This is a genomic window from Fictibacillus enclensis (assembly GCF_001457035.1).
GTDB classification, from domain to species: domain Bacteria; phylum Bacillota; class Bacilli; order Bacillales; family Fictibacillaceae; genus Fictibacillus_C; species Fictibacillus_C enclensis.
Genome location: NZ_KQ758618.1, coordinates 633,855 through 647,317, shown reverse-complemented (window position 1 = coordinate 647,317; position 13,463 = coordinate 633,855). Strand labels below are relative to the sequence as shown.

The following is a 13,463-nucleotide window of genomic DNA, read 5'->3' as shown; positions in this document are numbered from 1 at the left end:
ACTAGTCCTTATCATCGTAATTTACCATATTTAACTTGTATTGTATGAATACCAAAGCAAATTGTCAAGTGTAGCTTAGCCCTATTTTCCTAGTTATATACCAGATTCAAAGAAAGGACGAATCCAGTTATCCACCGTATTGGCGACAGCAGGCACGATGGTATTGAAAATCGGATAGATGGTGTAACGGTCGAGCGGTGTTAAAACGAGAACCAGGAAAATGATGACCCCAAAATGCTCATATTTCATCATTTTCGCCCGGACTCTATCCGGTGCAAGGTCCTCGAGAACGCGATAGCCGTCAAGCGGCGGAACCGGAAGCAAGTTAAATACAAACAGCAAGACATTTAAATAGACAAGCATGTTGATCAGCCGGTCGATAAAATCAATTCCCTTTTCCGACACACCATCCACGACACCCGTTGTAAAAAGTGAATAAAAAACAATGATGCCAATAACAGCGATCAATATATTGCTCAGCGGCCCGGCAATCGAAACAAGAATTCCATATAAGTGAGGGCGCTTGAAGTTCCGGCGGTCAACCGGAACAGGCCTCGCCCATCCAAAGCCGGCAATCAGCAAGAGAATGGTGCCGATGGGATCAAGATGGGCAATCGGCGAAAGGGTAAGCCGGCCCTGGTTCTTTGCTGTCGGATCACCGCATAGATAAGCGGTAAATGCGTGGGCAAATTCATGAATGGTAAATGCAATAACCAATGAAATGATGACAAACGGCAGTTCCTGAAAATTAAAAGCCATGAAATTTTCCATTCAACTCTCCTTATTTCAAACGGTCTTTTTCTGCGAAAGCTCGAGGACAGCAATCTTTCTGTCGTACAATTGCGTAAGTGCCATGCTAATAAGAAAAACACTAACAGAACAAGGGCAAGAATGGCACGGTAACCACCAAGCCTGTCAAACAGCAGGCCGCCAGCCAGATTGCCCAGCACCACGGCGCCCGAATTGATCATGAGCACAATTCCCGCAGCAGTCAGCGACTTTCCGAGATGCCATGTATGTAAATCGTATTCACCTGCCACAAAAAAGTTGATCCTGTTCATTCAGGACCATGCCGATAATCAGCAGCCAAAGGACTTTGGCATACCTTGCCCCCCATTTCAGCAAAAGAATACCTCTAAGTATTGTAGTGCTTTTTCTGCGTGCTGACAATTGTAAACCTGCCTCCTCCTCCCCTCTCACCGAATGTTGGAGAATGGACTCTCCCATGCTAAAATGGCATATAGTGCGATAGTGAGCATTTTCGTTAAGTTAAGGAGTGAATCTAATTGCCAGACCTAAGCGTTCCCGCCCATTTTGGCGACAAGCGTTTTTATACATGGAATACCCATCTACGAAACCGTTTTGATGAAAAAATTATCAAAGTCCCTCTTGATGGCGGCTTTGACTGTCCAAATCGTGACGGAAAAGCAGCATACGGCGGCTGTACCTTCTGCTCGCAGAGCGGATCCGGGGATTTTGCCGGGGACCGTCGTGATGATTTGATCACCCAGTTTCATACGGTAAAAGAACGTATGCACCGAAAATGGAAAAAAGGGAAATACCTTGGCTATTTTCAGGCTTTTTCCAATACTTATGCCCCCGTGGAAAAACTGCGGGAAATGTTTGAATCCATCCTGGAGCAAAAGGATGTCGTCGGACTGGCCATTGCCACCCGTCCCGACTGTTTGCCTGACGATGTGGTTGAATATCTTGCCGAACTCAATGAACGAACCTACCTGTGGGTCGAACTGGGTCTTCAAACGGTCCATGAACGGACTGCCCTTCTCATCAACCGTGCCCACGACTACCCAACCTATGTAGAAGGTGTGCAAAAGCTCCGTCAACATAATATTCGGGTGTGCTCCCATATTATTAACGGACTTCCACTGGAAACGCCAGAAATGATGATGGAAACGGCAAGAGAAGTAGCCAAGCTGGATGTACAGGGCATCAAGATCCATTTGCTTCACCTGTTAAAAAAAACGCCGATGGTCAAGCAATACGATAAGGGAATGCTTCAGTTTCTGGACTTTGATACCTACGTTAATCTCGTATGTGACCAGCTTGAGATTCTCCCCCCTGAAATGATGATACACCGCCTTACGGGTGATGGGCCCCCTGAATTAATGATTGGCCCGATGTGGAGCATGAATAAATGGAAAGTCCTCAACTCGATCGAAAGCGAACTTGAACGAAGAAACAGTTACCAGGGAAAATATTATTCTGAAGAAACGGTGAGGCCGCTATGAATCTACAAGGAATATTGCCATTTGCAAGAACATTGCTCGAAGCCGCTGCGTCAGATGGAAGTGCTGTTATCGATGCCACATGCGGAAACGGGAATGATACGCTTTATCTTTCCCGATTGGTCGGTAAGAGAGGCCGTGTGTTTGGATTTGACATTCAGGAACTGGCGATTCAAAACACCACCCGCCGTCTGTTGGAAGAACAGGCATTTGACAATGTAACCCTTTTTCACGCCGGCCACCATACGATGAAATCTGCCATTCCGGCGGAATACCACGGGTCGATTAAAGCTGCTATCTTTAATCTCGGCTATTTGCCCGGTGGAAATAAAGAGATTGTTACACAAAGCGATTCCACAATAGAGGCACTGGAACAGCTTTATGAGCTGCTTGCTCCCGGGGGAATCGCCGTACTGGTCATCTACCACGGCCATGAACAAGGAAAGAAAGAACGGGATGCTGTTTTAGAGTATGCCAGTCAGTTGGATCAGCAAAAAGCCCATGTCCTGCAATATGGATTTATTAATCAAAAAAACAATCCTCCTTTTATTGTGGCGATTGAAAAAAGATAAAGAGCGGAAACTGCATGTGCAGTATCCGCTCTTTTTATACAGAAGGCTTGAGTCGCTGCATCAATCTTCGGTTCATATAAAAGAAATAGGTTATTCCTCCGCCCATCTTCATGATCTTGCCGGCCGCCTTCTTTATCCCAGGGTGGCGGTCAACCTTCTGATCGGCAAGATAGATACCAAGCAGTCCTCTGTTGATGAGTTTGTGAAATTTGCTGTCCGGCAGCCGCTGAATGCTGTGGTCGGCCTGTTCAACAAAATGGCCAAACCGCTCCAGAAGCTGATTTCCGTTTTCATAATACGAGCAAAAATTGAGGTCGCCCCCCTCTTCATCTTCCTGCTGATCCACAAAATAATCGAGCAGAATATGCAAACCTTGAACCCAGGGAAAGTAGCCGTTTTTAATGACCTGAACCTGTTCAGCAGTCAAACTTTCCTGCGAAGCGTAGGAGACGAGGCAAAAAATACCTAGAGTCGAGCCTGTACAGGCCGAGAATTCGTACCAGCTCATGGCAGGCAGCGAATCCTTGTGGCTGCGGTACCAGGCCTGCAGCCTCGGTACCCGTTCCTCAATCATCACATGCTTATGTATTTGCAAATCACAATAATAATGTGCGAGATCAAGCAGTGAATCCGCGATGGAAGAATAATGCGGAATTTCCGAAAGAATGCGCTGACACGTTTGTACCAGGCTCCAAAGGTAATCCCCATCATTTTGGTCTTCTCTCATACGATAGTAATTTTTCCTTTCAGCCCCCGGTGTCAGCGCATGAATCATTGATTCATGCAGCGCTTCAAAATCCTTGGGATCAAGTGAAGTGCTTCGGTCACAGAGATTATCCAAATAGTCGCTGATTGTCTGATAGGCTACCACAAATTCAATAACCTTTTGCCGCTGTTCACCTGCCAGAAGAGCCAGTATGGCTCCTCCCTGGCAATGGAATTCCTTTGTATCAATGCTCATCAGAGCCTGTTTTCTAAGTTCGTCATTGGAGATGGTCTCTGCCTTTTCCCGCCATTTCTCTAAAAAAAGTGCTACATCGGGCAGAACATTGCGATAGATGCGATACATTAATGCCCAAGGTTGATTCGGTACACTCATTTCAATTTTCCACCCCTTGCAATCATCCAAAATCAAAAATAAAGATTTAAATACGATTTCATAAATTTAAAAACATCATCCCGTTCCGGCTCGTTCAGCACTTCATGATACAAGCCCGGGTATTCTTTATACATTTTATCATGGAGTTCAAGCCGGTTAAACCAGCTGCGGACCGCACGTTTATCCACAATCCGGTCGTCTCCTCCCTGTATGACCAAAAGCGGCACGTTCGGAAAGCGGTCCGTCTCCTGATGAGCCTTTTTCATGGCGCTTACAAGCTCACGGTACCATCTTACCGACACCTTCTCCACCAGCAGCGGATCAGAAGCATCCCGCCGAAGAACCTGTTCATTTCTTGTTTTGTTGACAGGATCCAGATTGGCAGAAAATTTGATGGAAGGAGCCACTGTGTTCAGGACCCTGGAAAGTGTTTCAATTCCCTTCTTTGGTGGACTCGCAAGCCCCAGGCATGGTGATGAAAGAATGATGCCTTTTAAGGTAAAGTTCCTCTCCGTTGCCGCACGGATAGCGGCAAGTCCTCCCATGCTGTGGCCAAAAAGGAATACAGGAAGGGAATACAACTCAGCTTCTGTAATCCATTCTTCTATCGTGAGGATATATTCATCAAAAGAATCAATGTGCCCGCGGCGGCGGGTGGTCGTTCCCTGTCCGGGAAGGTCTCCCATTAAGACATGAAAGCCTGTGGCGTTAAACTGCTGAATCAGCCATTCATAGCGGCCGTGATATTCCCCCGCGCCATGGACTATGATAACGGCACCTTTAACTACATCCTTAGTTTCCCACTTCCACATAACAGCATCCCCTTCTCGAAATAATTATCCTTTGATAGAATAGAATGAAAAGCTAAAAACAGTTTAAAAACCCGATTTTATTTGAAAACAGGATGTGATACGTTTGATTTACCCTTACAATGGAAAAAATCCAGTCATTGCAAAAAGCGCCTATATTGCAGATTATGTAACCATTACCGGCGATGTGACCATCGGAGAAAACAGTTCCATCTGGTTTAACACTGTCATACGCGGAGATGTTTCCCCCACGATTATCGGCAATGGCGTAAATGTTCAGGATAACTCGGTTCTTCACCAAAGCCCCAACCGCCCCCTGATCCTTGAAGATGGAGTGACGGTTGGACACAGTGTTATTTTACATAGCAGTCTCATCCGGAAAAATGCGCTCATCGGAATGGGCTCACTGGTCCTTGATGGTGCTGAAATTGGCGAAGGCGCATTTATCGGAGCCGGCAGCCTCGTTCCCCCAGGAAAAAAGATACCGCCAAATTCCCTGGCGTTTGGCCGTCCAGCCAAAGTGATTCGGGAATTAAATGCTGACGACATCGCCGATATGAACCGCATTCGCCGTGAATATCAGGAAAAAGGGCAGTATTACAAGTCGCTTTCCGAATCCGATTGACGATCGCCGTTAAACTCGATTAAGTTGCCGTCCGGATCACATACATATACCTGGTGCCATGGAGTCTTATTCTCGGGTTTATTATGATATGGCACCTTGAAGTGATCCAGTTTTTTCAATAACCCCGGAATATCGGTCACCCGTATGGCAAAATGGCCATCCCTGCTATCCAGGTCATCCGTTCCTCTTAATGCTTTTCCCTGCGGGTTTACGATCAAATGAAGCTGAGTTGCGCCAAAATTGTACCATACGCCCGGAAAACCAAACTGCGGGCGCTCTTTGTCTGCTTTGAACCCCAATATGCCTTCATAAAAATACAACGCTTTCTTCAAATCAGTTACCACTAGTGAAACGTGATGGATTCCTTCGTACATGGCTTCCCCTTCCATTCATCCCAAAATTTTTTCCGTACATATTGCATGTTCTGGATAAATCATACCACAAGATGATTTCCTATTTAAATGGATAAACCCCAGAAGCCGCTTTTACCTTAAAGTCATATTTCCTACTCTTGTTCAATAAAGTAGTAAGAGCCCTTTTTTTGGAGGTGAACTTATTGAAACCGATAAAATCCTATACCCCTTACCACAGTCCGTTTGACCCTTGTCCTCCCATCGGCAAAAAGTACTACCGCACTCCACCGCAACTGTATATGACGTTCCAGCCGCCGAACCTGCCGCAGTTTTCCCCAAGGGAAGCATTACAGAAAGGAACCCTTTGGCCGGCGTTCTACGATTATTATGAAAACCCTTATGATCGGAGGAGTTAATGCATATGGAAAATAGCCTTCCTGCCGACTATTACAGACTCCTGGAAGAATTGCAGGCTGTGGATTTTGTTCTGGTAGAATTAACGCTGTACCTTGATACCCATCCAAATGACACCGCAAGCATTAATCAGTTTAATCATTATGCACGGGAGCGAAAAAAACTGAAAAAAGCCATTGAATCCCAATATGGTCCCATGCAGCAGTACGGAAACAGCTATTCAGGTACACCATGGGACTGGAACAAAGGGCCTTGGCCGTGGCAAGTGTAAATGTAATTTTATTGGAGGGTGACCATGTGGATTTATGAAAAAAAACTTCAGTACCCGGTTAGAGTCAGCACCTGTAATCCGAGAATCGCTAAATTTTTGATTGAACAATACGGCGGAGCCGATGGAGAGCTTGCGGCGGCTCTGCGTTACTTGAATCAGCGGTACAGCATTCCCGATAAGGTCATCGGGCTGTTGACCGATATAGGCACAGAAGAATTTGCTCACCTTGAAATGATTGCCACAATGGTTGTAAAACTTACCAAAGACGCCACGCCTCAACAGATGCGTGACGCCGGACTGGATGCCCATTATGCGAACCATGACAGTGCTCTTTTTTATCATAATGCAGCAGGTGTTCCATGGACCGCCTCTTACATTCAGGCCAAAGGAGATCCGATTGCAGACCTTTATGAAGACATAGCAGCTGAAGAAAAGGCGCGCGCCACCTATCAGTGGCTGATTGACATGTCGGACGATCCGGATCTCAATGACGGTCTCCGTTTCTTGAGGGAACGTGAAATTATCCATTCCATGAGGTTCCGGGAGGCTGTGGAAATTCTGAAAGAAGAACGCGACCGAAAAACCGTTTTTTGACAGTCTTTCTTAAAACCGCTGATTCATCAGTGGTTTTTTATTTTTACAAACTCTTCATACTTCCTTAAAATCGGGACAAACATCCAATTGTATGCTTAAGGAGAAATCAGCATTAAGACAGGAGGATGTTTATGGCGAGAGTGACCGGGTGGATTTATGAAAAAGAATGCAGGTTATTCAAATGGGTAAACAGCAGGCTGCAGCATCGTTTGTTGGACAAGTACTTTAACGCCATTACCCACTTTGGAGGTGCAACTGCCACGATCATTACCACTCTTCTCGTACTGCTCTTTGCACCTGATAATGCAAGAATATTTGCTGCCGCAGGTTTCCTGTCTCTCGTACTCAGCCATATCCCTGTGGCCATCTCCAAGAAATGCTATCCCCGCAAGCGCCCATACCTCATGATACCGGGTACAAAAACCTTCAGTCATCCGCTGAAAGACCATTCCTTTCCGTCCGGGCATACAACAGCGGTCTTCTCCGTCATTATCCCGTTGTCCCTGATCCACCCCGGTCTGCTCTGGATTCTTGTTCCGCTGGGCTTCTCTGTCGGAATCTCCCGGATGTACCTTGGCTTGCATTATCCCACAGATGTCCTCGCAGGCATGATGCTGGGAATCAGTTCAGGAATCTTTTCCGTTTTCTTGGTTAATTCTTATCTCGTTACCAACCATTTATAATGTTCAGGAGGGGTTACATGAAAAAAGCGCTACAGGAACACGATTTGATGATTGTAAAAGAAATAAATCCCACTTTCCAGTCAGGATTCAATCTGCCAACAATCCTCAAATTTCCTGTATTCATAAAATCCCTGGAGCATAAGCCTCCTGATCTGCCGCTCAAAAAATAAAGCCGGCCCTTCCAGTGGGAATCCCAATGGAAGACCGGCTTTTTTATTATGCGTTTGCTTGTTCTTTAAGTGCTTCTGCTTTATCTGTTTTTTCCCAAGGAAGCTCAACGTCTGTACGGCCGAAATGTCCATAAGCAGCTGTCTGCTTGTAAATCGGACGGCGAAGATCGAGCATTTTGATGATTCCTGCCGGGCGAAGGTCAAAGTTCTTGCGCACAAGATCAACCAATACCTCTTCAGAAACTTTTCCTGTTTCAAACGTGTTTACAGCAATGGATACAGGCTGAGCTACACCAATAGCGTAGGCAAGCTGAACTTCAACTTTGTCAGCAAGACCGGATGCAACAATGTTTTTCGCAACATAACGTGCTGCATATGCTGCAGAACGGTCTACTTTGGTCGCGTCTTTCCCGGAGAATGCTCCGCCACCGTGACGGGCATATCCGCCATACGTATCAACAATAATCTTACGGCCAGTCAAACCGGCGTCCCCTTGTGGTCCGCCAATTACAAAACGGCCTGTCGGGTTGATGAAGTACTTTGTATTTTCGTCAATCAATTCTGCAGGTACAACAGGCTTGATTACTTGTTCTTTAATATCCGCCTGAATTTGTTCAAGTGAAATTTCAGGGTGATGCTGAGTTGAAATGACAATCGTATCAATACGAACCGGCTTGTCATCCTCATCATATTCAACCGTTACTTGAGTTTTACCATCTGGACGAAGGTATGGCACTTCTTCCGTTTTGCGCACTTCAGCCAGTCGGCGGGACAAGCGATGTGCCAATGAAATCGGAAGCGGCATGAGTTCAGGTGTTTCGTTGTTGGCATAGCCAAACATAAGACCCTGGTCACCAGCACCGATTGCTTCAATTTCTTCATCCGTCATCGAACCTTCACGAGCTTCAAGCGCCTGGTCAACCCCCATCGCGATATCAGCAGACTGCTCATCGATGGATGTCAGAACCGCACACGTTTCGGAGTCAAAACCATATTTCGCGCGGTCGTAACCGATTTCTTTGATGGTTTCCCGAACCACTTTCGGAATATCAACATATGTGGATGTAGTAATTTCCCCTGCAACCAGCACAAGTCCGGTTGTTACGGAAGTTTCACAAGCTACACGGGCATTTGGATCGTTAGCCAGGATTTCATCCAGGATCGCATCGGAAATTTGGTCACAAATTTTGTCCGGATGCCCTTCTGTAACTGATTCAGATGTAAAAAGACGACGACTTTTAGACAATTGAGATCCTCCTTCTCTATTTAACGCATAGAGCAATATTTTTATAAGATACGGTACTCATTCCTATATGGATACTTTGTTTTTGTAAAATATTCAGGTTCAAACCATTTTGAGACATAAAAAAAGCCTTTCCCTAAATCATCATACACGAGGGAAAAGGTCTTATATCTACGCCTTCACCTCTTATTTTCAAGGCTTGTTCACCTTGCAGGTTAGCACCTTTTCACTTCATTTTTTGGCACGAAGTGTCGGTTGCTGGGTTTCATAGGGCCTGTCCCTCCACCTACTCGGAATAAGAGTAGCCGTTCCCGAAATATAATAGCGCAGTTCGACAAACCTGTCAACTTGAAATGGCATCCCTTCCTCATCCAGATAGGAATTTTCAGCGTCACTATGTCTGATAATAATGTTTGCCAGAGCTGATCAGAGGATAATGCCTGATTTTCGAACCAAATCGTAAAATGTTAAATAAAATAGTATACATTATTTATTTTAATGTGCTATACTAATTTCAAATTTAGTCATGTTGACGGTGATTAATATATTCTTTAAAAGGACGGTTTTGCGAACATGAATACGGTTGATTCAACGACGACTTTAGATGATATTCTAAACAGCGCAGCTACTCATGAAAATCTCCCAGTACCTATGCTTGTTGAAAAAGCACTGCTCCGCAACGAAGCGATTTTATCTTCGACAGGTGCTCTCAGAGCCACAACTGGAAAATACACTGGACGCTCTCCAGAAGACAAGTTTATCGTGGACGAAGCCAGTTCAAGCGGAAAAATAGACTGGGGCAAAATCAATAAGCCTTTTAATGAAGAAAAGTTTGATAAGCTTTACAAAAAAGTACTTCATTACTTAGGCCAGCAAGAAGAACTTTTTGTGTTTAAAGGCTTTGCTGGCGCTGATCATGCTTATCGCCTACCCATTCAGGTCGTGAACGAATTCGCCTGGCATAATCTGTTCGCCCGGCAAATGTTTATCCGCCCTACAGCTCAAGAGCTAAAGGGACTGGATGCGGAATTTACCGTGGTCTCCGCTCCCGGGTTCCAGGCTGATCCTGAGGTAGACGGCACAAATTCAGAAACTTTCATTATTATATCATTTGAGAGAAGGATTGTTTTGATCGGCGGCACAGAATATGCCGGTGAAATCAAAAAATCGATCTTTTCAGTTATGAACTATATCCTTCCCGAAAAAGGGATACTTTCCATGCACTGCTCGGCAAATGTCGGACAGGAAGGCGATGTCGCCCTTTTCTTCGGCTTATCCGGAACCGGTAAAACGACTCTTTCCGCTGATCCTCACCGCTCGCTGATCGGAGATGATGAACACGGCTGGGCCAATACAGGCGTCTTTAATATCGAAGGCGGATGCTATGCCAAAACCATCAACCTCTCTCAGGAAAAAGAGCCGCAAATCTGGGATGCTATCCGATTTGGAAGCGTTCTCGAAAACGTCGTCCTGGATGATTTGACACGTGAAGGAAACTATGATGACGGCTCATTGACCGAAAATACAAGAGCAGCTTATCCGATCCAGGCGATTCCAAACATCATACAGCCAAGTGTTGCCGGACACCCGAACACCATCATATTTCTGACAGCTGATGCATTCGGAGTATTGCCTCCGATCAGCAAACTGACGAAGGAACAGGCAATGTACCACTTCCTGTCCGGGTACACAAGTAAGCTTGCTGGCACAGAGCGTGGAATTACGTCTCCTCAGGCCACCTTCTCCACTTGCTTTGGTGCTCCATTCCTGCCGCTTGAGGCAACGGTTTATGCAGAAATGCTCGGCGAAAAAATCGATCACCATGAAGTAGAAGTTTACCTTGTGAACACCGGCTGGTCCGGAGGGGCATACGGCGCAGGTAAGCGCATGAACCTTTCCTATACAAGAGCCATGGTCCAGGCAGCGCTTCAGGGTGAGTTAAAATCTGTGGAAACGGTAACCGACCCGATCTTTGGATTAAACATCCCCATTCACTGCCCAGGTGTTCCTGATCAGGTGCTCCAGCCAAAGAAAACATGGAGCAACCCGGAAGAATATGACCTGAAAGCCAAAGAGCTTGCTGCTCAGTTCAATGATAATTTTTCAAAGTTCAATAATGTTCCTGCTGAAATTAAAGGTGCAGGCCCGCTCGTCTAATAAGAATATATCTGATTGTACCGCTTCCTTTAAGGGAGCGGTTTTTATTTTCCATAAAAAGGTTGCAAACGACACCTTTGTCGCTTATATTTTGATCCTGTTGTATCCGTCGATGACATCAGCCGGTTCATGATTAGCTTTCAGGACGGAATTGCGATTTCTGCGGTTACTCTGACTCATGGATTTATGCAAACAGGCAAGCAGATCGACCTTTTTGAAAATAGCTTGAAATCCATGCTGTACGTAAATGAGCCGGATTTGTCACAACGGTGACAGCTCCGGCTTTTCTTTATTTCGGGTTTTCATCCACTCACAAAACGCAAAGGTAATCTTCCTGTTTTCCTGGGGCGGGAAGTGGTGGGTATACTGGGGATAAAACCAGGTTTCCACCATTCCCTTCGGATCCAGGCATTCTTTTAACACTAACGAATGTGTAATGCTGACATTCTCATCCTTGCAGCCATGTATCAAAAGAAGCGGGACAGTAAGTCCTTCACAATAATGAACAGGCGATCTTGTCCTGTAGCCTTCCGGAACTTTCGATGGTGTTCCCCCGATGACACGCTTCATCATTTTTCTCAAATCTACCCGCTCTTCATAGGTCAGGGCCATGTCTGAAACCCCTCCCCAAATGACTACAGATCGTGCTTCTGGATACTTCAGTGCCGTAAAGAAGGCCATCGGCCCGCCACGGGAGAATCCAAAAATATGAAGCTGATCATGATCAACGATGGATAAAGAACGAAGAACTTGAAAGGCATGGAACGCATCCTGCCGGTCTTCTCCGCAAAAGTCTTCTCTGCCCTCTCCCCCTTCATTTCCACGATAAAAAGGAGCTATCACAACAAACCCCTGGGAAGCAAGCTGAATAATCCGCGGAACCCGTACCATTCCCACTTTTTTTATGCCGCCCCGCAAATACAAAAATCCAGGCAGCATGTCTTTCCCGCTGTTCTTGGGAATGGCCAGAAGCCCTTTTACGGTCAACCCTTCACTCTTATAAGAGATTCTGAATAACGTAATCTGTGGATGTGGAGAAGGATACCGTTGGGCATGAGTGATCAGGCTGCTGTCCAGCACATAAATTCCTCCTTTTTTTATTTAGGCCAACACACAATTTTACCATTCACATATAAAGTATTACATGAAACTTTATCCTTCATTCGAATATAAAGGAGGCTAACCATTTGAAACGTATAAAAGCCCAGCTTATGCTTTTCTTTTCACTGATCTTGACGGCATGCCTGCTGTTGTCGGCATGTTCTTCCGATACCTCGGAAAAACAAAAGCGTGATAAGGTTCGGGTGGCTGAAGTAACCCGTTCCATTTTCTATGCACCCCAATATGTTGCGATTGAAAAAGGCTTCTTTAAAGACGAGGGCATTGATGTGGACTTAAAGACCACATGGGGCGGAGATAAAACCATGACCACGCTTTTGTCCAACGGAGCAGATATTGCCCTAGTCGGCTCTGAAACGTCCATTTATGTAGGTGCCCAGGGAACGAGCGATCCTGTCATTAACTTTGCACAGCTTACCCAAACGGATGGAACCTTCCTAGTGGCCCGAAAAAAGCCGGATTATTTTTCCTGGAATCAGCTCAAAGGCAGCACCTTCCTCGGACAGCGCAAAGGCGGAATGCCACAGATGGCAGGTGAGTTCAGCTTGAAGAAGCACGGAATTGATCCTCATAAAGACATGAAGCTGATCCAGAACATCGACTATGCCAACATTCCAAACGCCTTCGCTTCCGGTACCGGGGACTATGTGCAGTTGTTTGAACCACAGGCAAGCCTGTTTGAACAAAAAGGCATCGGCCATGTGGTGGCCTCCTTCGGTGAAGCATCCGGAAAGCTGCCATATACATCCTATATGTCCAAACAAAGCTATATGAAAAAGAATGGGGATGTGCTCAAACGCTTTACCAAAGCGATCTATAAGGCGCAGCTTTATGTAGAAACACATACGGCAAAGGAAACGGCGGAACTGATCGCTCCGTATTTTGAAGACACACCCGTTGATCTTATTGAAAAGGTTGTGGACCGCTACAAAGGTCAGCACAGCTATGCGGTAAATCCGATCCTCGAACAAGATTCCTGGAATAACCTGCAGTCGGTCATGAAAGCAGCGGGAGAGCTTCCGAAAAAAGCCGATTACAAGAAACTGGTTAACACCACCTTTTCCCGTGATGCCACAAAATAAATCATAAAATTACGATGGAGGGATCA

Annotated in this window: 17 protein-coding genes, 1 pseudogene, 1 riboswitch and 1 other annotated feature (1 of these 20 only partly in view); of the genes and pseudogenes, 11 read left to right on the top strand and 7 right to left on the bottom strand. The window is 45.7% G+C overall.

The features are described from left to right. Window positions 1-24, bottom strand: a binding site (T-box leader) (it extends 210 nt beyond the left edge of the window). A 69-nt stretch (window positions 25-93) separates the two neighbouring features. Beyond that, the gene (locus AS030_RS13690) at window positions 94-771 is read right to left on the bottom strand and encodes a site-2 protease family protein (RefSeq protein ID WP_061972430.1); all 678 of its coding nucleotides are present in this window, start codon (window positions 769-771) and stop codon (window positions 94-96) included. A gap of 86 nt (window positions 772-857) precedes the next feature. After that, window positions 858-1,071, bottom strand: a pseudogene (locus tag AS030_RS24330) (MFS transporter); the annotation flags it as partial. A 215-nt stretch (window positions 1,072-1,286) separates the two neighbouring features. Here AS030_RS24330 and mnmL point away from each other — a divergent pair. Then, window positions 1,287-2,249, top strand: coding sequence for a tRNA modification radical SAM protein MnmL/YtqA (gene mnmL, locus AS030_RS13685; RefSeq protein ID WP_061972429.1), 963 nt, complete (start codon window positions 1,287-1,289; stop codon window positions 2,247-2,249). Then, the gene (gene mnmM / locus AS030_RS13680; protein ID WP_061972428.1) at window positions 2,246-2,818 is read left to right on the top strand and encodes a tRNA 5-(aminomethyl)-2-thiouridylate-methyltransferase MnmM; all 573 of its coding nucleotides are present in this window, start codon (window positions 2,246-2,248) and stop codon (window positions 2,816-2,818) included. The genes mnmL and mnmM overlap by 4 nt, the downstream gene beginning before the upstream one ends. 34 nt (window positions 2,819-2,852) lie before the next feature. Here mnmM and AS030_RS13675 read toward each other — a convergent pair whose 3' ends face one another. Beyond that, window positions 2,853-3,917, bottom strand: a complete 1,065-nt coding sequence (locus AS030_RS13675; protein WP_061972427.1) for a tetraprenyl-beta-curcumene synthase family protein — start codon at window positions 3,915-3,917, stop codon at window positions 2,853-2,855. A gap of 32 nt (window positions 3,918-3,949) precedes the next feature. Continuing rightward, window positions 3,950-4,729: an alpha/beta hydrolase gene (locus tag AS030_RS13670; RefSeq protein WP_061972426.1), complete on the bottom strand. Its 780-nt coding sequence runs from the start codon at window positions 4,727-4,729 to the stop codon at window positions 3,950-3,952. 103 nt (window positions 4,730-4,832) lie between these two features. On the opposite strand from AS030_RS13670, the gene AS030_RS13665 reads away from it, so the two are divergent. Next, on the top strand, window positions 4,833-5,351 hold the full coding sequence (locus AS030_RS13665) for a gamma carbonic anhydrase (protein WP_061972425.1): 519 nt from the start codon (window positions 4,833-4,835) through the stop codon (window positions 5,349-5,351). Here the strand turns inward: AS030_RS13665 and AS030_RS13660 are convergent. Next, the gene (locus AS030_RS13660; protein WP_061973011.1) at window positions 5,324-5,725 is read right to left on the bottom strand and encodes a VOC family protein; all 402 of its coding nucleotides are present in this window, start codon (window positions 5,723-5,725) and stop codon (window positions 5,324-5,326) included. The genes AS030_RS13665 and AS030_RS13660 overlap by 28 nt on opposite strands. A 182-nt stretch (window positions 5,726-5,907) precedes the next feature. Here AS030_RS13660 and AS030_RS13655 point away from each other — a divergent pair, with 182 nt between their 5' ends. From AS030_RS13655 to AS030_RS23690, 5 genes are all read left to right on the top strand, one after another. Continuing rightward, window positions 5,908-6,120 (top strand): spore coat associated protein CotJA, encoded by a 213-nt coding sequence (locus AS030_RS13655; protein WP_420889651.1) that lies wholly within the window; start codon window positions 5,908-5,910, stop codon window positions 6,118-6,120. Window positions 6,121-6,125: 5 nt separating this feature from the next. Continuing rightward, a complete protein-coding gene (locus AS030_RS13650) occupies window positions 6,126-6,389 on the top strand; it encodes a spore coat protein CotJB (RefSeq protein WP_061973006.1) in 264 nt (87 codons plus the stop codon). A 24-nt stretch (window positions 6,390-6,413) separates the two neighbouring features. Further along, on the top strand, window positions 6,414-6,983 hold the full coding sequence (locus AS030_RS13645) for a manganese catalase family protein (protein ID WP_061972424.1): 570 nt from the start codon (window positions 6,414-6,416) through the stop codon (window positions 6,981-6,983). Between the two features lie 131 nt (window positions 6,984-7,114). Continuing rightward, window positions 7,115-7,666 carry a phosphatase PAP2 family protein gene (locus AS030_RS13640; RefSeq protein WP_061972423.1) on the top strand — a complete coding sequence of 184 codons (552 nt, stop codon included), beginning with the start codon at window positions 7,115-7,117 and terminating at the stop codon, window positions 7,664-7,666. A 17-nt stretch (window positions 7,667-7,683) separates the two neighbouring features. Continuing rightward, window positions 7,684-7,836 (top strand): hypothetical protein, encoded by a 153-nt coding sequence (locus AS030_RS23690; protein WP_156412585.1) that lies wholly within the window; start codon window positions 7,684-7,686, stop codon window positions 7,834-7,836. A 46-nt stretch (window positions 7,837-7,882) separates the two neighbouring features. On the opposite strand, the gene metK is transcribed toward AS030_RS23690, so the two are convergent. Next, window positions 7,883-9,082, bottom strand: coding sequence for a methionine adenosyltransferase (gene metK, locus AS030_RS13635; RefSeq protein ID WP_061972422.1), 1,200 nt, complete (start codon window positions 9,080-9,082; stop codon window positions 7,883-7,885). 180 nt (window positions 9,083-9,262) lie between these two features. Continuing rightward, window positions 9,263-9,381: riboswitch (SAM riboswitch) on the bottom strand. 271 nt (window positions 9,382-9,652) lie between these two features. Between metK and pckA the strand changes: the two genes are divergently transcribed. Next, on the top strand, window positions 9,653-11,236 hold the full coding sequence (gene pckA / locus AS030_RS13630) for a phosphoenolpyruvate carboxykinase (ATP) (RefSeq protein ID WP_061972421.1): 1,584 nt from the start codon (window positions 9,653-9,655) through the stop codon (window positions 11,234-11,236). Window positions 11,237-11,365: 129 nt separating this feature from the next. Next, complete coding sequence (locus tag AS030_RS23685; protein ID WP_156412584.1) at window positions 11,366-11,509, top strand: hypothetical protein; 144 nt, start codon at window positions 11,366-11,368, stop codon at window positions 11,507-11,509. Here AS030_RS23685 and AS030_RS13625 read toward each other — a convergent pair. Next, complete coding sequence (locus AS030_RS13625; protein WP_061973003.1) at window positions 11,498-12,301, bottom strand: alpha/beta hydrolase family protein; 804 nt, start codon at window positions 12,299-12,301, stop codon at window positions 11,498-11,500. The genes AS030_RS23685 and AS030_RS13625 overlap by 12 nt on opposite strands. Window positions 12,302-12,423: 122 nt before the next feature. On the opposite strand from AS030_RS13625, the gene AS030_RS13620 reads away from it, so the two are divergent. Beyond that, the gene (locus tag AS030_RS13620; RefSeq protein WP_061972420.1) at window positions 12,424-13,437 is read left to right on the top strand and encodes an ABC transporter substrate-binding protein; all 1,014 of its coding nucleotides are present in this window, start codon (window positions 12,424-12,426) and stop codon (window positions 13,435-13,437) included. Window positions 13,438-13,463 lie beyond the last annotated feature (26 nt).